Here is a 22,700-nt window from a genome sequence, read left to right as displayed (position 1 = left end):
CCGAATGGCGTCTATCAGGGCGCTGGGCGGCAGTGCCGCCTCAGCGCTTCGCGAGCGCGTTGCGGCTCTCGTTGAGGCGGCGCAGGACGGTGCCGTCGTACAGGTCGGAGCCGACCCGCACGCTGACGCCACCGAGGATTCCAGGGTCCACCGTCTGCTTGACGGAAACCTCTCGACCGTATATCGCGGAGAGGCTGGCGCCCAGCCGGCGCTCCTCCTCCTCACTCAACGGGGCCGCGACGGTCACGTACGCCACCTGCCGGTCCCGCCGGTCGGCGGCGAGTTCGACCAGCCGGCTGAGCGCCCCGGCGAAGTTGCGTCCGCCGAAGCCGGCGAGCGCGACCCCGACGAGGTAGCCGGTGACCGGCCGGGCCTTGTCGGCGAGCAGCTGGTCCACCAGCGTGGCCCGCCGGGTGGCCGGGACGGTCGGGTCGGCCAGCGCGCTGGACAGCTCCGGCGAGCCGGAGACGACCTGCCCGAAGCGGAACAGCTCGTCCTCGACCTCGCCCAGCTCGCCCGCGGAGTCGGCACTCGCCAGGAGCGCGTCGATGCCCAGCCGCTCGACGGCGTCGAGCAGCTCCGACGGCGCCGACCAACGGCCGGAGACCACCGAGGCCAGCAGATCCAGCGCCTCGGCACCGATCTTGCCCCGGAGCACCTCGCCGAGCAGGGCGGAACGGTCCGCACCCGAGCGGGCCGGGTCGGAGAGCGCCCGGCGCAGCCGCGGCTCGCGCCGCAGCAGGTCGGCGACGGAGAGGAGTTCGTCGGCGGTGGTGGCCACCGCCGACGGCTCCGCGCCGCGGACGTACGCGTCGAGGCGTTCGGCCGCGACCTTGTACGACTCCCGGCTGGCGGCCTGCATCAGCGGGCCCCCGCGCTCTCGAGACCGCTCAGGAACCGGTCGACGGTGCCCTTGCGACGCGCCTCGTCGGCGAGCGACTCCCCGACGATCTTGCTGGCCAGGTCCACCGCGATCGTGCCGACCTCGGTGCGCAGCTCGCGCACGATGGTCGCCCGCTCGGCGGCGAGCTGCTCCTTGCCGGCCGCGATGATGCGGTCGGACTCCTCCCGCGCCTTGGCGAGGATGTCCTGCCGGATGCCCTCGGCGTCGGCCCGGGCGTCGTCCCGGATCTTCGCGGCGTCGGTCCGCGCCTCGGCGAGCTGGGCGCGGTACTGCTCGAGGAGCTGGTTGGCCTCGGCCTGGGCGGCCTCGGCCCGCTTGATGCCACCCTCGATCGCGTCGACCCGGGCCTGGAACGTCTGCTCCATGCGGGGGAAGACGAACTTCATCAGCACGATGCAGAGCAGGGCGAAGGCGATGCCACCGACCACGATCTCCTGCCAGATCGGGATGATCGGGTTGTGGCCTTCACCGCCCTCAGCGGCGAGCAGGAACATGGGAAACCTCCCGGTCGAAGGGCGGGATTAGAGGTTGCCCTGCCAGATGAAGCCGAAGGCGATGCCCAGCAGCGCGAGCGCCTCGATGACGGCGAAGCCGATCCAGACGTACGGCAGGGTCATCTTGGACGACTCCGGCTGGCGGGCGGTCGACTGGATGTAGGCGGCGAAGACCAGGCCGACGCCGATACCCGGGCCGATGGCGGCGAGGCCGTAGCCGATGGCGGCGGTGCTGCCCTCTACCGCGGCGACGATGTCCATTAGTGGGTTCCTCCTGGTTATCACGCGTGACGGTCACGCGGGACGACAACGGTTGGTGCGGGATGGATCAGTGCTCGTCGGCGAGCGCGCCCTGCACGTAGCTCGCGGTCAGGACCGTGAAGACGTACGCCTGCAGGCAGATCACCAGGAACTCGAGGAAGGTGAGCGCGATGGTCATCACCCAGGACAGCACCGAGACGGGCGCCAGCCAGGCGTTCGCGTTGAGCATCGCGAAGCCGCCGAGCGTGAAGACCAGCAGGAGCATGTGGCCGGCGAACATGTTCGCGAAGAGACGCACGGCGAGCGAGAAGGGCCGGACGAGGAAGGTCGAGAAGAACTCGATCGGGATCAGCAGCGGCAGGATGTACCAGGGTGCCGGCGGGATGAGCGAGTTCTTGATGAACTTGCCGGCGCCGTGGTGCTTGATGCCCGCGTAGATGAAGAGCACGTAGCTGATCACCGCGAGGAACGCCGGGAAGGCGATGTGCGAGTTCGGCGAGATCTGGAACAGCGGCACGATCGCGAAGAAGTTGGTCAGCAGGATGAAGCAGAACAGCGTGGTGAAGTACGGCGCGAACCGCACACCCGCGTGCCCGATCATGTCGACCGCGATGTTGTTGCGCACGAAGCCGTAGATGGACTCGGCGATCCACTGCTTCTTCGTCGGCACCAGCTGCGGCTTGCGGTAGGTGGCCAGGAAGAAGATGATCAGGACGCCGACGGCCAGCCAGACCATCGCCGTGATCTTGGTGAACCAGTAGGAGTTCTCCGCACCCCACGGGAGGATGCTGGGCAGGTAGAAATCCTCCACGCTGGGTGGGAATGCTGCCTCGCCCTGTGCCAGGACGTTCGCCTGTCCGAACACCGCGTCCCTTCCTAAGTAGGCGTGCCGAGCTTGCGGACGACCAGGATGATCCCCCCGGCCATGCCGAGCACGACGCCGATCCCGGTGGCGATGCCCCCGGAGTCGAGCCACTGGTCGACCAGCCAGCCGATGAAGCCCCACACGAGCATGCCCGCGATCAGATAGCTGAGCGCGGTCCAACCCTGGCCGGCTCCGGTCGGAACGTCGTCCGGGCCGCCGGTGGGTCGGGGGGTTTGGTCACCAGCCATGACGGGGCGAACGATATCAGTCGGGATTACGAGGCTGTGCCTCGCCCCCCGCACAACCGTCGTTGTGTGGGCCGGAGCGGGCAGCGTCGTCTGGAGGCACGCTACTCCCCTTCCGCCGCCGTGGAAATGACCGGTCGGCGACAGCTTCCCGTGCCGTTCCGAGTGGTGGGACGACGCAGCTCAGGAGCGGGACCGGCGGGCGTGCACCGTGGTGAGCCACCAGATGTGCACGCCGGTCCACACCACCACCCCGGCGGCGATGCCCAGGCAGAGCGGGATCAGCCCCGCCCAGCCGGTCGACGCCACGGCCACCATCACGACGCCGAGCAGGGTCATCTTGACCGCGTACAGGCCGAGGCCGAGCGGCAGCACGAGCTGCGGGTTCACCGAGTCGGCCCAGGCCAGCACGACGGTCGTCAGGGTGAAGCTGGCCGCCGTGACACCGACCCCGGCCGCCGCGCCCAGCGCCGCGTCCGCGCCGCCGGTCAGCGCGCCGACCAGCGCGGCCACCGCGACCAGCGCGCCGCTGGCGCCCAGCAGGACCGGCAGGTGCCGCAGCCGCCACCGCCGGTCGGCCGGCGTGGTCGCCGCCGGCTCGCGCACCCCGGGCTCAGCCACGGGGGTACGCCGGGAAGTCGGCGACCAGCGCGGTCACCTCGGACGCGATCCGGGCCAGCTCGTCGGCGCCCCCCGGGGCGGCGGGGTCGGTGCGCACCGCGCGGGCGATCAGACCCGCGATCCGGTGCATCTCCCCCTCCCGCATCCCCTGCGTGGTCACGCTCGGGGTGCCGACGCGGATGCCGGAGGCGACCATCGGCTTCTGCGGGTCGTACGGGATGGCGTTCTTGTTCAGGGTGATGCCGGCGGCGTCGCAGCGAGCCTCGGCGTCCGCGCCGGTCACGCCCGTCTCGCGCAGGTCGATCAGGGCGAGGTGGGTGTCGGTGCCGCCGGAGACCGGGCGCATGCCCTCGGCGGCCAGCCCGACGGCGAGCGCCTGGGCGTTGCCCACCACCTGCGCCGCGTACGCCCGGAACTCGGGCTGGGCGGCCTCGCGCAGCGCGACGGCCTTCGCCGCGACGGCGTGCATCAGCGGCCCGCCCTGGGTGAACGGGAAGACCGCCTTGTCGATCCGCTGGGCCAGCGACTCCCGGCAGAGGATCATGCCGCCGCGCGGCCCGCGCAGCACCTTGTGGGTGGTGGCGCAGACGACGTCGGCGTGCGGCACCGGCGACGGGATCGCCTTCCCCGCGACCAGCCCGATGAAGTGCGCCGCGTCCACCATCAGGTAGGCGCCGACCTCGTCGGCGATCTCGCGGAACCGCGAGAATTCAATCAACCGGGGATACGCCGTGGCCCCGCATATGATCATCTTGGGGCGATGGGCGCGGGCGAGGTCTCGCACCTCGTCGTAGTCGATCAGCTCGGTGTCCCGCCGGACGGTGTAGCCGACGGTGTGGAACCACTTGCCGGAGAAGTTGACCCGGCTGCCGTGGGTGAGGTGACCGCCGTGCGGCAGGTCCATGGCGAGCACCGTGTCGCCCGGCTGCACCAGCGCCGCGTACGCGGCCAGGTTGGCGCTCGCCCCCGAGTGCGGCTGGAGGTTGGCGTGCTCCGCGCCGAAGAGCTCCCTGGCCCGGGCGATGCCGATCTCCTCGGCCCGGTCGACCTCGGCGCAGCCACCGTAGTAGCGCCGGCCCGGATAGCCCTCGGCGTACTTGTTGGTCAGGGTCGAGCCGAGCGCCGCGAGCACCGCCGGGGAGGTGAGGTTCTCACTGGCGATCAGTTGCAGGCCGCCCCGCAACCGGTCCAGCTCGCCGAGCACCACCCCGGCGATCTCCGGATCGGTCGCGCGGAGCTGCTCGAAGTCCGGCCCCCAGAAGGTGCTCGTCTCGATAGTCACAGCGCCAGAGTCTATTGGGCCGCAGACTGGAAGCCGTGAGATGCCTGGTGACCGGAGCGACGGGTTACATCGGTGGGCGGCTCGCACCCCGGCTGCTGGCCGAGGGGCACGCGGTGCGCTGCCTCGCCCGCCGGGCCGGCCGGCTGCGGGACGTCCCCTGGGCGGCGCGGGCCGAGATCGCCGAGGGCGACCTGCGCAAGCCGGAGACGCTGTCGGCCGCGTTCGAGGGCGTGGACGTCGCCTACTACCTCGTCCACTCGCTCGGGCAGGCCGGCTTCGAGGCCGCCGACCGGGAGGCCGCGGCGAACTTCGTGACCGCGGCCCGCGCCGCCGGCGTACGCCGGATCGTCTACCTCGGCGGGCCGGAGCCGGCAAAGGGGAGCCACGTCCCGTCGGCGCACCTGCGCTCTCGGGCCGAGGTGGGGCGGATCCTGCTCGGCAGCGGGGTGCCGACGGCGGTGCTGCGGGCGGCCGTGATCATCGGCTCCGGGTCGGCGTCGTTCGAGATGCTGCGCTACCTCACCGAGCGGTTGCCGGGCATGGTCACCCCGCGCTGGGTACGCAACCGGATCCAGCCGATCGCCGTCCGCGACGTGCTGCGCTACCTGGTCGGCTGCGCGACCCTGCCGCCCGAGGTCAACCGCGCCTTCGACATCGGCGGGCCGGACGTCCTCACCTTCCAGGACATGATGCAGCGCTACGCGCGGGTGGCCGGGCTGCGCCGGCGGATCATCGTGCCGGTGCGGCCGCTGACCCCGTCGCTCTCCTCGTACTGGGTCGGGCTGGTCACCCCGGTGCCGAACAAGATCGCCCGGCCGCTGGTGGAGAGCCTGGTCCACGAGGCCGTCGCCCGCGAGCACGACATCGCCGCGTACGTCCCGGAGCCGCCGGAAGGGCTGACCGGCTTCGACGAGGCGGTCGCCCTGGCCCTGGCGAAGGTACGCGACGGGGAGGTGGAGACCCGCTGGTCGACGGCGAGCGGCCCGGACGCGCCTGCCGAACCGCTGCCCAGCGACCCGCAGTGGTCCGGCGGCACCGCCTACACCGACGTCCGCGAACGGGCCGTCCACGCGCCGCCGGCCGCCCTGTGGCGGGTCGTCGAAGGCGTCGGCGGCGAGCACGGCTGGTATTCGTTCCCGCTGGCCTGGTCGGCCCGGGGCTGGCTGGACCGGCTGGTCGGCGGCGTGGGCCTGCGCCGCGGCCGGCGCGACCCGCACCGCCTCCGGGTCGGCGAGGCGCTCGACTTCTGGCGGGTGGAGGAGATCGTGCCGGGCGAGCTGCTGCGGCTGCGCGCCGAGATGCGGCTGCCCGGCCGGGCCTGGCTGGAGATGCGGGTGACCCCGCTGGACGGCGGCCGCAGCCGCTACCACCAGCGGGCCGTGTTCCTGCCCCGCGGCCTGGCCGGGCACGCCTACTGGGGGGCCGTCGCGCCCTTCCACGCGGTGGTCTTCGGTGGGATGGCCCGCAACATCGCCCGGGGCGCGGAGCAGGCGGCCCGCCGACCGGGCCCGGAGCCCGGCCCGCGCTGACGTCCGGCCGCTGCGGCGCGAAACGGCTGTCAGTCGCCGGTGCGGGCGCCGGTGACCCGGAAGGCGATCACCTCGCTGGGCGGCACGAAGTCCCGCACGGGTTGGTCGCGCAGGGCGAACGAGAGCACCTCGCCCACCGCCTCGACCAGTTGCCGCTGCACCCGCTGGCCGACGGCGTCGCGCGGGTCGTCGGGGTTGGCGGCGATCGAGGCGACCGCCAGCTGCGGGGTGAAGGCGACCACCGTCTCGGTCGCGTACCCGTCCGAGCTGCCGGTCTTGCCGGCCACCGGGCGGCCGAGCTGCCGGCGCAGCCCCTCGGCGGTGCCGCGGTCGCACTCCCGGTACATCGACTGGTCGCCGACCGGGCAGCGGGCCGCGTCCGCCGCCGCCCGCGCCACGTCCGCGTCGACCGCCCGCCGGCAGTCCGGCGCGGCGGCGGCCACCGGGCGTCCGGCGGCGTCGGTGACCGAGACGACGGGCAGCGGCGCGCACCACGTCCCCTCGGCCGCCACCGCCGCGTACGCGCCGGCCAGGTCGAGCGGGGTGGTGGCGGAGACGCCGAGGGTGAACGGCCCCCACTCGCGGGCGCCGTGGCGGGCCAGCCGCGCGTCGTCCCCGGCCCGGAAGACGATGCCCAGCCGCTCGGCCATCTCCACCACCCGGTCCGCGCCGACCCGCTCGGCCAGCCAGGCGAAGTAGGTGTTGACCGACTCGCCGAAGGCGGTCCACATGGTGTGCCGCCCGTCCATCGCGGCGCTGGCGTTCTCCGGGCACCAGTACCCGTCGCAGCTCGCCGCCCCGGTCACCGGGAAGTCGGTCACGATCCGTCCCGGCGCGTCGAACTCCGTGCTCAGCGGCAGCCCGGCCTCCAGCGCGGCCAGCATGGTGAAGAGCTTGAACGTCGAGCCGGCCTGGTAGCCGTCGATCGCCCCGCCCCCGGCGACCAACTGGTTGACCGTGTTCGGGTGGTTCTTCTGCCCGGCCGGGTTGCCGGCCACGCTGTAGTTCCGGTTCACCGCCATGGCGAGCACCCGGCCCGTGCCGGGCTGGACCACCGCCGTCGGCGCCGCCCGGCGGTCGTCCATCTGGTAGACCCGGCGGACCTGCTCGGTGGCGGCGCGCTGCACCGCCGGGTCGAGCGACGAGACGATGGAGAAGCCGCCCCGGCGCAGCGTGAGCTGCCGCTCGTCGACGGTCGCGCCGAACGCCGGCTGGGCGTTCCACCAGCGGGTGAACCAGTCGCAGAAGAAGCCCCAGTCGTTGTGCTCCGCCGGCACCGCCGTGCAGTCGTTCGGCGTCTGGCTGGGCCGCAGCCGCAACTGCTCGGCCCCGGCCAGGGCCGCCGCGTCGGCGGCGACGTGCCCCGACTCGACCAGTTGGTCGAGCACGTACGCCCGGCGGGCGAGCGCCGCGTCCGCGTCGCCGTTGATCGGGTCGTCGGTGTGCGGGGAGCGGACCAGTCCGGCCAGCAGCGCGGCCTCGGCCAGGGTGAGGTCGGCCGGCGTCTTGGAGAAGTAGCGCTTGCTCGCGGCGGCCACCCCGTACGCCCCGGCGCCGAAGTAGGCGATGTTGAGGTAGCGGGTGAGGATCTCGTCCTTGGTCAGCTCCCGCTCCAGGGCCAGCGCGTACCGCATCTCCTGGATCTTGCGGGCGGTGCTGATCTCGGTGGCGGCGGCGCGCTGCCGCTCGCTGAGCCGGGGGTCGCTGCTGAGCACGTTGCGCACGTACTGCATGGTCAGCGTCGACGCGCCCTGCCGGGTCGTCCCGTCGCGCCGGTTGGCCGTGAAGGCCCGCACCACGCCGCGCAGGTCGACACCGCTGTGCTCGTGGAACCGGGCGTCCTCGGCGGCGATGATCGCGTGCCGCATCACCGGCGCGACCTCGGCCAGCGGCACGTCCACCCGGTCCTCCTGGTAGAAGGACGTGATCAGGGTGGTGCCGTCGTTGGCGTAGAGGTTGGACCGCTGGGCCGTCGGCGGCGTGCGCAGCGTGTTGGGCAGTTCCGAGTACGGCGCGGCGAGCGCCGTGAACCCGATCCCGAACACCAGCGCGGCCGGCAGGGCCGCCACCGCGAGCGCCAGCCCGGCCAGCACGCCGGCGATCAGCACGGTGAACAGTTTGTCGAGGCGTGCCCGGGTCATCAGCTCTCCCCGCAGGAGCCGGTCAGGACCAACCCAGAATGACCCGAAAAGCCCTCTTCACCGCCCCTTTCTCCCAAACCCGCAGGAAACTCACGCGCGGGGGTACCTCGGGCGGGTTACGGCAGCAGCGCGGCGGCCAGGGGGTGGACGGTCTCCTCGATCTCGTCGGCCACCCGGCCGAAGCACTGGTCGCCGCGCCCCCACGGGTCGTCGAGATCGTCGGTGGGCAGGGCGGTGGTGCCCTCCCGCGCGGCGTGGGCGGCGGCCACCAGGGCCACGCCCCGCGCGTACACCCCCTCCGGGGTGGCCTCGGCCGGGGGCAGCCCCGCCGCGTCGACGGCGGCGAGCAGCCGACCGAACTCGCCCAGCACGAAGGTGCGCGCCGCGGCGTCGGGACGCAGCGCCACCACGTACTCCTGCTGGTCGGCGGTGGCGGTGAGCACCAGGTCGGCGGCGTCGATGTGGTCCGAGCGGAGCTTGCGCGCGGCGAAGCCGGCGACGCTGCCGCCCCGGCCGGTGACCTGCCGGGCGGCCGGCGGGTTCATCTCCTCGCCGGCATGCCAGCCGCCGGTGCCGGCGCTGTGGCTGTGCACCAGCTCGTCGGCGCGGCCCGGGTCGGCCTCCCGGCGGGCCAGCCGCTCCCGCACGGCGAGGGCCAGCAGCCGCTCCGCCATCGGGGACCGGCAGATGTTGCCCATGCAGACGTGCAACACGGTGAACGGCGGCACTCAGACCCCCTGGCCGGCGAGGATGTCCGGCACCACGTCGCGCAGCTTCTCCAGCGCAACGGCGCCCTGGCGCAGCACCCGCGGCGCGTCGCCGGTGAGGTCGACGATCGTGCTCGGCACCGGATCCGGGCACGGCCCGGCCTCCAGGTAGGCCCGCACCGAGTAGGCGAGCTGGTCGCGGGCCGCCTCGGCGGTGAGCGCGGCCGGCTGGCCGGTCTTGTTGGCCGAGGCGACCGCCATCGGGCCGGTCTCGCGCAGCACCTCCAGCGCCACCGGGTGCAGCGGCATCCGCACCGCCACCGTCCCGGACGTGTCACCGAGGTCCCAGCGCAGGCTCGGCGAGTGCTCGACGACGATCGTCAGCGCGCCGGGCCAGAACGCCTCCACCAGGTCGCGCGCCGCCTGCGGCAGCGAGTAGACCAGGCCGTCGAGGGTGTGCCGGGAGCCGATCAGCACCGGCGGCGGCACGTGCCGACCGCCCTTGGCGTCCAGCAGGGCCTTGACCGCGTACGGGGTGAACGCGTCCGCGCCGATCCCGTAGACCGTGTCGGTCGGCAGGACGACCAGCTCGCCGTTCTTGACCGCCTCGATGGCAGCGGCGATGCCGCGGTCCCGGTCGGCGGGCGACCGGCAGTCGTAGAGCATCACGAGGAGTCAGTCTGCCACGCCGGGCCCGCGCCGGCGTGCGGGCCGTCCGCCCGGCGGGACGCGGTCGCGAAGCGGGGCCGCCCGGCCAGGTCCGGGTGCGCGGCGACCGCCTCGAACCGGCCGTCCGCGGCCAGCAGGCCGGGCACCGCCGCGCCGTGCGTGTCGTCGTGCTCGACGCCGAACACCCCGCCGGGGCGCAGCAGTACCGCCGCCCGGGCGACCACGGGACGGATCACCGCCAGACCGTCGGCGCCGCCGAAGACCGCGCCGGCCGGGTCGTGCCGGCCCACCTCCGGTGGCACGGCGACGGCGGACGGCACGTACGGCGGGTTGCAGAGCAGCACGTCGACCCGGCCGGCGAGATCGGCCAGCAGGTCCGGGGCGGTCACGTCCGCCGCCACCACCTCGATGGGCCGGTCCCCCGCCGCGGCGCGGGCCGCCGCGTTGCGCCGCAGCCAGGGCAGCGCCTCGGCCGAGCGTTCCACCGCCACCACCCGGGCCGCCGGCAGCTCCTGGGCGACCGACAGCGCGATGGCGCCGGAGCCGCTGCACAGGTCCACCACCAGCGGGGCGGCCATGTCCCGGCCCCGCGCGATCCCCCAGCCGGCGAGCAGCTCGGTCTCCGGGCGGGGCACGAAGACGCCCGGCCCGACGGCCAGCTCCAGGTGCCGGAAGCCGGCGACGCCGGTGAGGTGCTGCAGCGGCTCCCGGTCGGCCCGCCGGGCGACCAGCCCGTCGAGGCGCTCGAGCTGCTCGGCGGTGAACCCGTCGGCCAGCGCCAGCCGCCCCCGGGGCACCCCCAGCACGTACGCGGCCAACTGCTCGGCCTCGGCGCGGGCCGCCTCCACCCCGGCGTCGGCCAGGGCTCGGGCCGCCCGGGCCACCGTCACGGAGGGGCGTTGCCGTCTCGTCCCTTCGGACGGCTGTTGCGGCGCGGTCGTCACGCGATAATCATGAGGCGTCGCGGCCGACATCACGAGCGGATGCGTCCGGGCGCACACCGACAGGAGGTCGCGGGGTGGGTTGGCTCGACCGGGTCACCGACCAGGTTGACGCCCTGACGCGGTCCCGGGCGTTGCAGGAGTCCAGCCGTTCCGCCGAGGCGTACGCGATCCTCGACCCGGTCATCCGCACCACCACCGACCCGTACGCGCGGGCCGACGCCCTGGTGCAGCGCCTCTCGGCGGTGATCAACCTCGGGCGGACGGCCGAATACACGCGGGCCATCGAGGAGGCCTCCACGGCCGTCCGCGACCTCGCCGAGCCCTACCTGCACGGGCACCTCAACGCGCTCGCCGCGCTCGCCGCGCACCACCAGGGCGCGCTGGACCGCTGCGTCACCCACCTGGTGAGGGCCGCCCGGGCGCTGGGCGCGGTGCCCGATCCCGACCGGGACACCGCGTGGGGCTGGCACGACCTGGCGATGGCGTACTCCTACCTCAGCTTCCACGGCTACGCCCTCGGCGCGATCGAGCGGGCCCGGCAGCTCGGCACGGCCGCCGGGATCCCGGAGGAGACCTTCGCCGCCCCGGGCATCCGACTGCGCAACGCCGTGGCGCTGGACCACAACGGCGACAGCGACGGCTGCCTGCGGGTGCTGCGGGACGTCGCCGCCGACCTGGACCGGTTCCTGCGCAGCGGCCGGGCCGGGAAGCTGCGCCCGAGCAGCCTGGCCGCCTACGGCTACGCCGCCGCCCGGCGGGGCGCCCTCGGCGACCGGCTGGAGGTCGGCACGGAGGCGGCTCCGGCGCGGCTGCTCGGTCACGGCGGGGACAGCGCCCGGGCCCGCGACATGCGCCTGCTCGGCCAGGTCTGTCTGGCCGTCGCCGAGGGCCGCCCGATCGAGGCGGCCACCCGGCTGGACACCGTCCAGGTCTCCAGCGAGACGCTGGGCGCCGCCGAGCCGGCGCGGCTGCGCAGCATCGCCCTCGCCCGCTCCGGCGACCACGCGGGCGCGCACCGGGCCGACCGGCTGGCGTTCCGGCTGGCCGCCCAGCGCAACGACCGGCTCCGCGACGTCTACATCGACGGCATCGCCGCCCGCATCGACCACGAGGAGATGCGCCGCGAGGCGGCCCGCTTCGAGGGCGAGGCGCTGACCGACCCGCTGACCGGGCTGCCCAACCGGCGCCGGCTGGAGCGCTACATCGCCACGGTGGTCGCCGGCGGCGACCGGGTGGTGATCGGCGTGTGCGACCTGGACGGCTTCAAGGCGGTCAACACCCGGCACGGCCACCACTCCGGCGACCTGGTGCTCCAGCGCGTCGCCGGGGTGATCAACCGGGTGATGCGCCGCGGCGACTTCGTGGCCCGCTACGGCGGCGACGAGTTCGTCGTGGTGCTCCCGCACGCCGGGATGACCGAGGCGGCCGAGGTGGGTCGCCGCATCGACGCGGCGGTACGCGCGGAGGACTGGGAGTCCCTGGTGCCCGGCACGCCGGTCGGGGTCAGCGTCGGCTTCGCCGAGGTGGGCGCCTCCGGCCCCGGCCTGCGCGACGCCCTCAGCGCCGCCTTCGAGGCGGCCGACCGCGAGATGCTCCGGGCGAAGGCCCGCCCCCGCGCCTCCTGACCCCGCCGCCCGCACCGGTCCCGGGCCGGCGGCGTGTGCGGGGCGCGGACCGTCGGGCCGGGTGGTGGGTGCCCGGCCGGGGTCAGCGGCGGGTCAGCTCGGTGTCGCCGGCCAGGCGGGCGGCGCGGTCGGCCTCCGCGAGGGCGTCGAGGACGCCGTCCAGGTCGCCGGCGAGCGCCAGGTCCAGGTTGTACGCGGTGTAGCCGATCCGGTGGTCGGTGATCCGGTTCTGCGGGAAGTTGTAGGTGCGGATCCGCTCCGAGCGGTCCACGGTGCGCACCTGCGCCTTGCGGGCGTCCGAGGCGGCCGCGTCGGCCTGCTCCTGGGCAGCCGCCAGCAGCCGGGCGCGCAGGATCCGCATCGCCTGCTCGCGGTTCTGCAACTGGGACTTCTCGTTCTGGCAGGAGACCACGATGCCGGTCGGGACGTGGGTGATCCGCACCGCCGAGTCGGTGGTGTTCACCGACTGTCCGCCCGGCCCCGACGAGCGAAACACGTCGATGCGCAGGTCGTTCGGGTCGATGGTGACGTCCACGTCCTCGGCCTCGGGCAGCACCAGCACGCCGGCGGCGCTGGTGTGGATGCGGCCCTGCGACTCGGTGACCGGGACGCGCTGCACCCGGTGAACGCCGCCCTCCCACTTGAGCCGCGACCAGACGCCGTTGCCGCCCTCGGGCACGCCCTTGGTCTTGATCGCCAGCGAGACGTCCTTCACCCCGCCCAGGTCCGACTCCTGGGCGTCGATGACCTCGGTGAGCCAGCCGCGCCGCTCGGCGTAGCGGGTGTACATCCGCAGCAGGTCGCCGGCGAAGAGCGCCGATTCCTCCCCGCCCTCGCCGGCCTTGATCTCGACGATCACGTCCTTGGCGTCGTGCGGGTCGCGCGGGATGAGCAGCTCGGCCAGCCGCTCCTCGAGGGCCGGCAGGGTCGCCGCGATGGACTCCGCCTCCGCCGCGAAGGACGCGTCCTCGGCGGCCAGCTCCCGGGCGGCGGCGAGGTCGGCGCGGGCCTGCTCCAGCTCCCCGGCCGCCTTGTGCAGTCCGACCAGCTCGGCGTAGCGCCGGCCGACCCGGCGGGCGGTGTTCTGGTCGGCGTGGATCGCCGGGTCCGCCAGCCGCTTCTCCAGCTCGGCGTACTCGTCGAGGAGGGCGGCCAGGCGCTCGCTGCTCATGCTGGGGAGGCTCCTTCGACGACGGGACGGGCGGAGGACGAAACGGGGTGGATACGGACGACGCCCGCGTCCGGCACGAAACCGGGCGCGGGCGCCGAACGAGGAGTTACTTGGCCTTCTTGGCCTGAACCTTGGCGTACTTCTGCTGGAACTTCGCGACCCGCCCGGCGGTGTCCAGGACGCGCTGCTTGCCGGTGTAGAACGGGTGGCAGGCGCTGCAGGTCTCGACGTGGATCGAGCCGCCCTTGGCGGTGCTGCGGGTGGTGAAGGTGTTGCCGCAGGAGCAGGTGACGTCGGTGGTCACGTACTCCGGGTGGATGTTGGGCTTCATGTCGCCTCGGTCCTTTCGTGGATGGTCGCCGGGTCGCCTTCGGTGTCCGTCGCCACGTGCGACGGGCTCGGGCGTGAACCGGAACCGGTGGCCGATTGACCAGTGTGCCATGGGCGCGGGCCGACCCGGCACCCGGGCCGCACGGCTGGTCCGGCATCGACAACGCACGCCTCTCCGTCTGCATTCCCGCCGCCTGGACGGGCATTCATCCCGGCACGGCCGCCGCCCGCGACGGTGCCGCCTCGGGCACGAGCGCCGCCGCCCGCGGCCGTGCCCCGGCCGGGGCACGGTGGGGCGCCGCCCCCACGTCCGGACGCACACACGACACGGAGGAGCGATGACCCGCCTGATCGCCACCCGGGGACTGCCCGCCTCCGGCAAGACCACCTTCGCCCGGACGCTGCAACCGTCCGTGGTCCGGGTCAACCGCGACGACCTGCGCCGGATGCTGCACGGCGAGCGGCTGTTCACCCAGTGGGCCGAGTGGCAGGTGACCGTGGTGCAGCGGGCGCAGGTCGAGGCGCTGCTGCGGGCCCGGGCGGACGTCTGCGTCGACGACACCAACCTGCGGTCGCGGACCCTGCGGGACTGGGCGGACCTGGCCGCCCGGCACGGCGCCGAGTTCGAGGTGCACGACTTCACCGACGTGCCGCTGGCGGAGTGCCTGCGCCGCGACGCCGCCCGCCCGGAGGCCGACCGGGTCGGCGAGGCGTGGATCCGCCGGCTGCACGAGCGCTACCTGGAGGGGCGCGCCCTGCCGCTGCCGGTGCCGCAGGCCCGGACGGGACGGCCGGCCACGGTGCACGCCCCGTCGACCGAGCCGCCGGAGATCGTGCTGGTCGACATCGACGGCACGGTCGCGCTGAACGTCTCGCGCAGCCCGTACGACATGACCCGGGTCGGCGAGGACGAACCGAACCCGGCGGTGATCGCGGCGGTCCGGGCGATGCACGCGGCCGGGTACGGCGTGGTCTTCTGCTCCGGCCGGGACGCCACCGCCCGGCCCGCCACCGAGGCGTGGCTGGCCCGGCACGTCCGCGTCCCCTACCTCGGGCTGCACCTGCGCGCCGTCGGCGACAACCGGAAGGACTCCGTGGTCAAGCGGGAGATCTACGAGCGCGAGGTCGCCGGCCGCTACCGGGTGGTCGGCGTCTTCGACGACCGCCAGCAGGTGGTGCGGATGTGGCGCGCCCTCGGCCTCACCGTCTTCCAGGTGGCCGAGGGCGACTTCTGAGTGCTTCCGTGGTGGCCGAGGGCGACCGCCGAGTGGCAGGAAGGGCACCGCGGCGGTGCCCTTCCTGCCGGCCTCAGCTCAGGCGGCGGGAGCCGCGGCGGCCGCCGTCAGGGTGACGGTCGCCTCGGCGCGTACGCCGTTGACGTCGACGGCCAGCTTGACCTGGGCGCCGGGGCGCAGGGCGGTGAGCTTGCCGGTGGCCGGGTCGAAGCGGGCCACGTGCCAGGGCTTCAGCCCGAGGACCGAGCCGACGTGCAGGTTCGGCGAGGCGGACCAGTCCGCGCTCACCGGCGCCGCCACCGGCACCGTACGGCCGCCCGGCTGGGTCACCGTGGCGGTGACCGTGGCCGGGGCGCCGACCGCGACGCTGGCCGGGGCGGCCAACTCGAGCCGGTCGACGTGCGCGTGGAACTCGGCGGCGACCCAGCGTGGGCCCTCGACGAGCGGGTTCCGCCGGGCCAGGTCGGCCTCGGCCGGGCTCACCGGATCCACCCCGAACTCGGTCCACCCGGTGAAGCCGCCCTGCTCGGCGGGGGTGGACGGGTTCTTGCCCGCGTTGCCGTTGATCAGGTAGGGCACCCCGTCGACCCGGTCGGCGTGGAAGGTGCCGACGTGCCCGCCGACGAAGACCGCCCCCTTGCCGGTGCGGTGCTGGAAGTCGGCCAGCCACTGCTCCAGCAGCGCCGCCTCCTTCCGGTCGGTGAGCTGGCTGGCCTTGGCCGGGCTCGGGTCGCGCGGCGGGTGGTGGTGCAGCACGGCCACCGAGCCGACGGCCGGGTCGCCGGAAGCCGAGTCGAGCGCCTCGCGCAGCATCCGCACCTGGTCGAAGCCGCCGCCGCGCAGCGAGCCGGTCGACGAGTTCAGCGTGACGAACCTGGTGCCCTTGTGGTCGAAGACCCGCTGGGTGTCGCCGAACGCGGCCCGGAAGTTGGCGATCGGGGCGCCCATGATCTCGTGGTTGCCGGGCACGTAGTAGTACGGCAGCTCGCCGCCGAGTTCCTCGTCCAGGATCCGCTTCGCCAGCGCGAAGTCGGCCGGGTACGCGGTGTCCACGAAGTCGCCGTTGATCACCAGGAAGTCCGGCTTCGCGGCCTTGACCTCGCGCAGCGTACGGCGGGCCTGGGCGACCAGGTCGCTGTCCGGGTTCGCCGCGACGAACTGCGCGTCGGACATGACCGCGAAGCGCCAGGGAGCGCCGTCGACCGTGCCGTCGCGCAGCACCACCCGGTCGGTGCGCGGCGCCTCGGCCGGCGCGTCGACCGTCGGCGGCACCTTCGCCACCAGGTCGTCGATGATCACCTCGCTGCGGTACTGCGCGGCGGCGTTGGTCTCCGCCACGTAGAACCGGCGGATCCGCACCGGGTACTGCACCCCGGCCGGCACGGCGAACTCGACGTACTTCCAGCCCTTCCAGGTGATCAGCGGGCCACGCAGGACGTGCTGGGTGTTCTGCGCGTCGTGCAGGTGCAGGCTGGGCCACTCCCCGGTGCCGTTGCCGTGGATCCACATGCCGAACGCCTGCGGCTGGCCGGCCACCTCGATCCAGGCCGGCGGGTCGGCGTACGCGGCCCGGGTGCCGGTGGACTGGCTGAAGTCGTACGTCATCTTCAGGCCGGTGCCGGTGCGGCCCGGCGCGGGCGCGACGGCACCACTGGCCCGGGCCTGGCTGAACTTCCAGGCCGCCGCGTCGTCGAAGTTCGCGACCGGCACGTCGGTGAGGCCGACGGTTACGGGCAGGACGGTGCTGCTGCGACCGACCGTGACGGTGACCAGCGCCGAGCCGGTGTCCCGCAGCGCGGTGACGGCGAGGTTGCCGTCGGCGGTCGGGGCGATCCTCAGCAGGTCCCGGTCGTAGTCGAGCTTGAGGTCGGCGGGCTCGATCGGGGCGGTGTTGCCCTCGGCGTCGTAGCCGACCACGCCGAACAGCGCGCTGCCCTCCGCGCCGTCGAGGCCGACGCGGTCCACCGTGGAGTCGATCCGGGCCAGCGGGCCGAGCACGGTGAGGTCGAGGGTGCCCCGGGCCTCGTTGCGCCACGCGGTGACGGTGGTGCGGCCGGGCAGTCCGGCCCGGAAGACGCCCTTGCTGTCGACGACGCCGTGCGCCGCCGGGTTGGCCCGCCACAGCGGCGCGCCGGCCGCGGGGCCGTACGTCTCGTCGTGGCCGGCGGCGGTGAGCCGGCGGGTCAGGCCGGGGAAGACCCGGTCGGGACGGCCGCCGCGCACCGGCGCGACGCCGGGCGCGCTGGTCGGGTCGCTGGCGGTCTCCAGCCAGAAGCCGGTGAGCCGGCCGCTGCCCTCGGGCGCGTAGAGGGCGAGGCCGTTGGGCACCGCGCGCTCCGTGCCGTCGGAGGGGCTGTTCTCCACCTGCACGGCCGCCGCTCCCGGCTCGCGGGCGAGCAGCGTGGACGACCCACCGCCGTCGAGGTTGAGCGCGTGGTGCGCGCCGAGTTCGGCCATCATCCGGCCCATCTCGGTCTGGGTGACGCCCCGGCTGTCGACCTGCCGGCCGTCCACCGTCAGCAGGATCATGCGCCGGCCGTCGGCGGAGAAGCCGACCGACGTGCGCGGGGCCAGCGACGCGTCGGCGATGTTCTGCACCACGCCGTCGCGGACCAGCACGTTGCCGCCGCCGACCGCCGCGCGCAGCTTGCTGCCGTCGGCGGGCTTGGGCTGCCAGGCGGCCGTCACCGGGTCGCCGGGACGCAGCCCGGCGAGGGCGTCCGCGCCGGCGTCGCGGCCGAGCAGCACGGTGGTGCCGGCCGGGATCGGCCCGGTGCCGGCAGTCGTGGCCACCGTGGCGACGCGGCCGTCGACCACGGTGACCTCCGTGACGCGGGCGGCGCCGGCCACCGCGCGCTCCCGGGTGTACGACCCCCAGAGCGCGGTGAACACGCCGATCCCGTTCGCCTGGATCATGTTGTTGAACTGGGTCAGCGGCACCGCACCGGTGGGCAGCGTCGCCGTCCCGTCGAAGTTCACCTCGATCACCCGGCCGAGCCCTTCGGTGGTGATCGCGACGGCGTTGCGGTGCCCGCTGACGGCGGACTGGACCAGCTCGCCGTTGCGGATGCCCACGCCCTGGGCCGCGCCGGAGTTGTTGATGTCGAAGAAGTCGCCGTTGACGGCGGCGACCGCGCGGGAGGCGTCCACCGCGCGGCGCAGCGGCTCGGCCCGACTGACCGCGCCGGAGTTCACGTAGTCGACGGTGACGCCGCCGGTGAGGTCGGCCGTCAGCGCGTCGGCACGCAGCCAGCCGTCGGCGTCGTACCGGTCGAAGGAGGTGAGCTGGAGGCCCGGGGCGACCGGGCGGGTGGTCTTGGCGGTCTCCAGACCGCCGGCCGGCGCCACGCCGGTCGGCGTCCCGGCGGCGGACGCGCTCGCCGCCGGGTCGCCGGCGAGCGTCACGGAGTTCGTGGGGTACGAGGAGGCGCGGGGGGCGTCCTCGGCCGCGGTGAGGAAGGGGTCGGTGGCCGGATCCGGCGCACCGGCGGTCGCCGGCACGGTGCCGGCCATGGTGAGCAGCGGCGTCAGCAGCAGGACGCCGGCAAGACGGGCGGATCGTCTGCGGGTACGCATGGACGACAGTCAACCGGACTGTGAATAGAAGTTTCAATACCTGTCAACCAAACCGAAGGAAAACTCCACCCTTCCGGGACGGTTCCGCCCGAGACAATCCTCCTGACGCCAGCTCGCCCCGCCGGCGTTGCCCGGCCCACGCCGGCGTTGCCCGGCCCACGCCGGCGTTGCCCGACCGCGCCGGCGCGCCGCACACTCCGGGCCCGGGCCCGGACGCGCGCCGCCGTGACGCAGGGTGATTTCATCCGGGGTCTCGCCACCCCTCCGTCCGTCCCCTTTGCTCTGCACCCGAATCCGCACCGGCCACGCTGCGTGCGCGGTGCGCATGCGGGTGCAGAGCAAAGGGAGCGTGGGGGGAGGCCGGAGAAGCGGCACACTTTTCGGCAAGCCGCTGCTCAGCGGCGGTACCCTCGCTCGAAGCGGCGGCACCGGTCACGGCCGGGGCGAAAATCGGCTACCGAGCGTCACCTGAGACGCCGGACGGCGCAGGATGACGGATCGTAACCGTCCTGGGCGGACGGACGGCGCAAGGTGGCGCGGGGCACGGGGCGCGGGGCACGGGGCGCGGGGCGCGGGGCACACGGGAACGCCAGAAGGGCACGGCCGCGACGGCCGTGCCCTTCTCACCTGCCTCGTCCGGGAGAGGTCACTCCCCCGGCGTCGACTTGGCGATCTGCATCAGGAACTCGATGTTGGTCCGGGTCTGCTTGAGCTTGTCGAGCAGCAGGTCCAGCGCCGCCTGCGAGTCCAGCGAGTGCAGGACCTTGCGGAGCTTGTGGATGATGGCAAGCTCCTCCGGCGCGAGCAGGATCTCCTCCTTGCGCGTGCCGGACGGGTGGATGTCGATGGCCGGGAAGGTGCGCTTGTCGGCGATCTTCCGGTCCAGCTTCAGCTCCGCGTTACCGGTGCCCTTGAACTCCTCGAAGATGACCGTGTCCGCCATGGACCCGGTCTCCACCAGCGCGGTGGCGAGGATGGTCAGCGAGCCGCCGTTCTCGATGTTGCGGGCCGCACCCAGGAAGCGCTTCGGCGGGTAGAGCGCGGTGGAGTCGATACCACCCGACATGATCCGGCCGCTGGCCGGCGCCGCCAGGTTGTACGACCGACCGAGCCGGGTCACCGAGTCGAGCAGCACGACCACGTCGTGGCCGAGCTCGACCAGGCGCTTCGCCCGCTCGATCGCCAGCTCCGCCACCGTGGTGTGGTCCTGCGGCGGACGGTCGAACGTCGCCGCGATGACCTCACCCTTCACCGACCGCTGCATGTCGGTGACCTCTTCGGGTCGCTCGTCCACCAGCACCACCATCAGGTGGCATTCCGGGTTGTTGTGCGTGATCGCGTTCGCGATGGCCTGCAGCACCATCGTCTTGCCCGCCTTCGGCGGCGACACGATCAGCGCCCGCTGGCCCTTGCCGAGCGGCATGACCAGGTCGATCACCCGGGTGGTGAGGATGTGCGGCTCGGTCTCCAGCCGCAGCCGCTCCTGCGGGTACAGCGGCGTGAGCTTGTAGAACTCCGGCCGGCGCTTCGCCTCGTCGGGCTCCATCCCGTTGATGGTGTCCAGCCGTACCAACGGGTTGTACTTGTCCCGCCGCTGCTCGCCGTCGCGCGAGGCACGCACCGCGCCGGTGATGGCGTCACCGCGCCGCAGGCCGTACTTCTTGATCTGCGACATCGAGACGTAGACGTCGTTCGGGCCGGCCAGGTAGCCGGTGGTCCGCACGAACGCGTAGTTGTCGAGCACGTCGATGATGCCGGCCACCGGCACGAGGACGTCGTCCTCGCTCACCTGCGGCTCGCGCCCGCCGCCGCCCTCGCCCTCGCCGCGCTCGCCGCGGCCACGGCGACGGTCCCGGAAGCGACTGCGCCGGCCCCGCCGGCCGCCGCCCTCGCCGTCGTCGTCGCCCTCGTCGGCGCGGTCCCGCTCGGCGCGCTGGCCCCGGTCGCCCCGCTCGTTGCGGTCGCCCCGGTCGGCCCGCTCGCCGCGCTCGTTACGGTCGCCGCGCTCGGCACGCTCGGCCCGCTCGTTCCGCTCGCCGCGCTCGGCACGGTCACCGCGCTCGGCACGCTCGCCGCGCTCGGCACGCTCGCCGCGCTCGGCACGGTCACCGCGCTCGCGCTCGGCACGCTCGCCGCGCTCGGCACGCTCACCGCGCTCGGCACGCTCACCGCGCTCACCGCGCTCACCGCGCTCCGCACGGTCGGCACGCTCCGCACGGTCGGCACGCTCCGCACGGTCGCGGCCACGGCCCTCGCCACGGTCGGCACGCTCGCCGGCCTCGGCCTCCTCCGTGCGGGCCTCCGCGGGTCGAGCCTCGCCGGCCCGCACCTCGGCGGGACGGGCCTCGGCGCCCCTTGCCTCGGCGGCGGCGGCCCGGCTGCGCCGGGTCCGGCCGCGAGTCGTCTCGGTCTCGACGGCCGCCGGAGCCTGCTCCGCGGTCCGCCGCTCGGCCTCCGGCCGCTCGGCGGTCTCGCGGACCTCCGCGTGGACCTCCTCGCGGGCGGGGGCGGCGGCGGCCGCGACCTCGGCCCGCGGTCGAGGGGTCCCGGCGGCGGCGCCGCCCTGCCGCTCGGAGATCGCGCTGATCAGCTCGCCCTTACGCATGCGAGCCGTGCCCGAGATGCCGAGCGACGCGGCCAGGCTCTGCAGCTCCGGCAGCAGCATGGCCGACAGGCCGGTGCCGCTGCGCCGACGACGGGCGGGGGCGGCGGCGGTGGTGGCATCGCCAGCGACGTTGGAAACATCCGACGTCACGTCGGTGGTGTCGCTCAATGGATTCCTTCCCTCGATAGGCCGGGACTGCCCGGAGTCGAAAAGCAAGGTGGCCGGGCGGCCTCGGTGCACCCGCCTCGCATGGACGCGTCGCGGGAGTCTGTAACACAGCAGCCGGTCGGTTTCCCGACTCACCGACATCGGTGAGCAGGTCTCGCCCTCTGCGGCGACCTGTGCAGACTGCGGTGCGGCGTGGGCCTAGGCAGGGGTGACGGGCTGACCGCCGAAAGCTTCGGGGGTGCGCCGACCCGCAGGGAGATCGCATGCTTCGCGGCTGTGCTAAGTCTAGAGCGTAATCAACTCTTCCGACCTGCGGCAACAGGGTCCCGCTCCGCGTGTCCCAGTCTACCCCGGGCAACCCGTGCACCGCGCCCGTCCGGTTCCAACCGCCAGACCTGCCATCCTGTTCCCGGATCGAATCCCTCGGGCGGCCCGTCCAGGGCCAGGACGGTGGGGCCCGCCCCACTGACCACGGCGGCCACACCGGTCGCACGCAACCCTCTGACCAGGGCGGCAGTGCCGGGCATGCCGTCAGCGCGGTAGTCCTGGTGCAGCCGGTCGACGGTGGCCGGCAGCAGCAACGCCGGATCGGCGGTCATCGCGTGCACCAGCAGCGCGGCCCGGCCGGCGTTGAGCGCCGCGTCCCCGTGCGGCACGGTGGCCGGCAGCGCGGCCCGTGCCGCCGCCGTCAGCCCGCGCTCCTCGGGCACGAAGACCGTCGGCCGTACGCCGGGGGCGACCGGCAGCGACACCGCCCGGGCCCCGGACGGCTCCGTCCAGGCCAGCGTGAACCCGCCGAGCAGGCAGGGCGCCACATTGTCCGGATGGCCCTCGATCTCGGCGGCCAGCCGCAGGGCGGCCGCGTCGTCCAGGCGGGCCGCCCCGTCGGCCACCAACGCCCGGGCCAGCAGCACGCCGGCCACGATCGCGGCCGACGAGGAGCCGAGCCCTCTGGCCTGCGGGATGCGGTTGACGCACTCCACCGCCAGGCCCGGCGGCTGACCGCCCAGCGCGTCGAAGGTGGCCCGCATCGCGCGGACCACCAGGTGGCGGTCGTCGGCCGGCAGCTCCCCGGCGCCCTGCCCCGTCACGGCCACCGTGACGCCCCCGGCCGTGACCTCGGCGGCCACGTCGTCGTGGAGCGTCAGGGCGAGCCCCAGCGCGTCGAAACCCGGCCCCAGGTTGGCGCTGGTGGCGGGGACCCGGACCCGCACCGGGTCGGAGACGAATGTCGTCGGCACGCGCTCATGTTATGGCTCCACGCCGACGTCGCGGCCCTTCGCCCGGCGGGTGGGACGGATCCGCCGGTCCCGAGCGGACGGTCGGAA

Annotated in this window: 19 protein-coding genes; 3 read left to right on the top strand and 16 right to left on the bottom strand. The window is 74.1% G+C overall.

Going from position 1 to position 22,700, the window contains the following annotated elements; all coding sequences use genetic code 11:
* Nucleotides 1-40: 40 nt before the first annotated feature.
* From GA0070606_RS21645 to GA0070606_RS21615, 7 genes are all read right to left on the bottom strand, one after another.
* Nucleotides 41-862 (bottom strand): F0F1 ATP synthase subunit delta, encoded by an 822-nt coding sequence (locus GA0070606_RS21645; RefSeq protein WP_091103515.1) that lies wholly within the window; start codon nt 860-862, stop codon nt 41-43.
* Nucleotides 862-1,398 (bottom strand): F0F1 ATP synthase subunit B, encoded by a 537-nt coding sequence (locus GA0070606_RS21640; RefSeq protein ID WP_091103512.1) that lies wholly within the window; start codon nt 1,396-1,398, stop codon nt 862-864. Before GA0070606_RS21640 ends, GA0070606_RS21645 begins: the two co-directional genes overlap by 1 nt.
* 27 nt (nt 1,399-1,425) lie before the next feature.
* Complete coding sequence (locus GA0070606_RS21635; protein WP_091103509.1) at nt 1,426-1,659, bottom strand: ATP synthase F0 subunit C; 234 nt, start codon at nt 1,657-1,659, stop codon at nt 1,426-1,428.
* Nucleotides 1,660-1,726: 67 nt separating this feature from the next.
* Entirely contained in the window at nt 1,727-2,524 is a 798-nt protein-coding gene (gene atpB, locus GA0070606_RS21630) for a F0F1 ATP synthase subunit A (protein WP_091103506.1), read from the bottom strand.
* A gap of 11 nt (nt 2,525-2,535) precedes the next feature.
* Nucleotides 2,536-2,772 (bottom strand): AtpZ/AtpI family protein, encoded by a 237-nt coding sequence (locus GA0070606_RS21625; protein WP_091107991.1) that lies wholly within the window; start codon nt 2,770-2,772, stop codon nt 2,536-2,538.
* Between the two features lie 180 nt (nt 2,773-2,952).
* Nucleotides 2,953-3,390, bottom strand: a complete 438-nt coding sequence (locus GA0070606_RS21620; protein ID WP_091103503.1) for a hypothetical protein — start codon at nt 3,388-3,390, stop codon at nt 2,953-2,955.
* A complete protein-coding gene (locus tag GA0070606_RS21615) occupies nt 3,383-4,672 on the bottom strand; it encodes a serine hydroxymethyltransferase (RefSeq protein ID WP_176737385.1) in 1,290 nt (429 codons plus the stop codon). The genes GA0070606_RS21620 and GA0070606_RS21615 overlap by 8 nt, the downstream gene beginning before the upstream one ends.
* A 35-nt stretch (nt 4,673-4,707) precedes the next feature.
* Between GA0070606_RS21615 and GA0070606_RS21610 the strand changes: the two genes are divergently transcribed.
* Entirely contained in the window at nt 4,708-6,201 is a 1,494-nt protein-coding gene (locus GA0070606_RS21610; RefSeq protein ID WP_091103502.1) for an SDR family oxidoreductase, read from the top strand.
* Nucleotides 6,202-6,230: 29 nt separating this feature from the next.
* Here GA0070606_RS21610 and GA0070606_RS21605 read toward each other — a convergent pair whose 3' ends face one another.
* The 4 genes from GA0070606_RS21605 to prmC all read right to left on the bottom strand — a co-directional run bounded on the left by GA0070606_RS21605 (nt 6,231) and on the right by prmC (nt 10,662).
* Entirely contained in the window at nt 6,231-8,342 is a 2,112-nt protein-coding gene (locus GA0070606_RS21605) for a transglycosylase domain-containing protein (RefSeq protein WP_091103500.1), read from the bottom strand.
* Nucleotides 8,343-8,458: 116 nt separating this feature from the next.
* Nucleotides 8,459-9,070 (bottom strand): arsenate reductase/protein-tyrosine-phosphatase family protein, encoded by a 612-nt coding sequence (locus GA0070606_RS21600; protein ID WP_091103497.1) that lies wholly within the window; start codon nt 9,068-9,070, stop codon nt 8,459-8,461.
* Entirely contained in the window at nt 9,071-9,715 is a 645-nt protein-coding gene (locus GA0070606_RS21595; protein ID WP_091107986.1) for an L-threonylcarbamoyladenylate synthase, read from the bottom strand. It abuts the gene before it with no gap.
* Nucleotides 9,715-10,662, bottom strand: coding sequence for a peptide chain release factor N(5)-glutamine methyltransferase (gene prmC / locus GA0070606_RS21590; protein ID WP_176737384.1), 948 nt, complete (start codon nt 10,660-10,662; stop codon nt 9,715-9,717). The genes GA0070606_RS21595 and prmC overlap by 1 nt, the downstream gene beginning before the upstream one ends.
* Nucleotides 10,663-10,736: 74 nt before the next feature.
* Here prmC and GA0070606_RS21585 point away from each other — a divergent pair, with 74 nt between their 5' ends.
* Nucleotides 10,737-12,287 carry a GGDEF domain-containing protein gene (locus GA0070606_RS21585; protein WP_091103493.1) on the top strand — a complete coding sequence of 517 codons (1,551 nt, stop codon included), beginning with the start codon at nt 10,737-10,739 and terminating at the stop codon, nt 12,285-12,287.
* Between the two features lie 82 nt (nt 12,288-12,369).
* On the opposite strand, the gene prfA is transcribed toward GA0070606_RS21585, so the two are convergent.
* Both prfA and rpmE read right to left on the bottom strand, forming a co-directional pair.
* The gene (gene prfA / locus GA0070606_RS21580; RefSeq protein ID WP_091103490.1) at nt 12,370-13,458 is read right to left on the bottom strand and encodes a peptide chain release factor 1; all 1,089 of its coding nucleotides are present in this window, start codon (nt 13,456-13,458) and stop codon (nt 12,370-12,372) included.
* A 106-nt stretch (nt 13,459-13,564) separates the two neighbouring features.
* Entirely contained in the window at nt 13,565-13,789 is a 225-nt protein-coding gene (rpmE, locus tag GA0070606_RS21575) for a 50S ribosomal protein L31 (RefSeq protein ID WP_091103487.1), read from the bottom strand.
* Nucleotides 13,790-14,126: 337 nt separating this feature from the next.
* On the opposite strand from rpmE, the gene GA0070606_RS21570 reads away from it, so the two are divergent.
* Nucleotides 14,127-15,023 carry a phosphatase domain-containing protein gene (locus GA0070606_RS21570; RefSeq protein ID WP_091103484.1) on the top strand — a complete coding sequence of 299 codons (897 nt, stop codon included), beginning with the start codon at nt 14,127-14,129 and terminating at the stop codon, nt 15,021-15,023.
* A gap of 78 nt (nt 15,024-15,101) precedes the next feature.
* On the opposite strand, the gene GA0070606_RS21565 is transcribed toward GA0070606_RS21570, so the two are convergent.
* The 3 genes from GA0070606_RS21565 to thrB all read right to left on the bottom strand — a co-directional run bounded on the left by GA0070606_RS21565 (nt 15,102) and on the right by thrB (nt 22,613).
* Nucleotides 15,102-18,599 (bottom strand): phosphodiester glycosidase family protein, encoded by a 3,498-nt coding sequence (locus GA0070606_RS21565; protein WP_091103480.1) that lies wholly within the window; start codon nt 18,597-18,599, stop codon nt 15,102-15,104.
* 646 nt (nt 18,600-19,245) lie between these two features.
* Nucleotides 19,246-21,372 (bottom strand): transcription termination factor Rho, encoded by a 2,127-nt coding sequence (gene rho / locus GA0070606_RS21560; protein WP_091103478.1) that lies wholly within the window; start codon nt 21,370-21,372, stop codon nt 19,246-19,248.
* A gap of 296 nt (nt 21,373-21,668) precedes the next feature.
* Entirely contained in the window at nt 21,669-22,613 is a 945-nt protein-coding gene (gene thrB, locus GA0070606_RS21555) for a homoserine kinase (RefSeq protein WP_091103475.1), read from the bottom strand.
* Between the last annotated feature and the right edge of the window lie 87 nt (nt 22,614-22,700).

It is taken from the genome of Micromonospora citrea (assembly GCF_900090315.1).
GTDB lineage: Bacteria > Actinomycetota > Actinomycetes > Mycobacteriales > Micromonosporaceae > Micromonospora > Micromonospora citrea.
The sequence above is the reverse complement of the archived record's forward strand: the minus strand, read 5'-3'. Positions and strand labels throughout refer to the sequence as shown.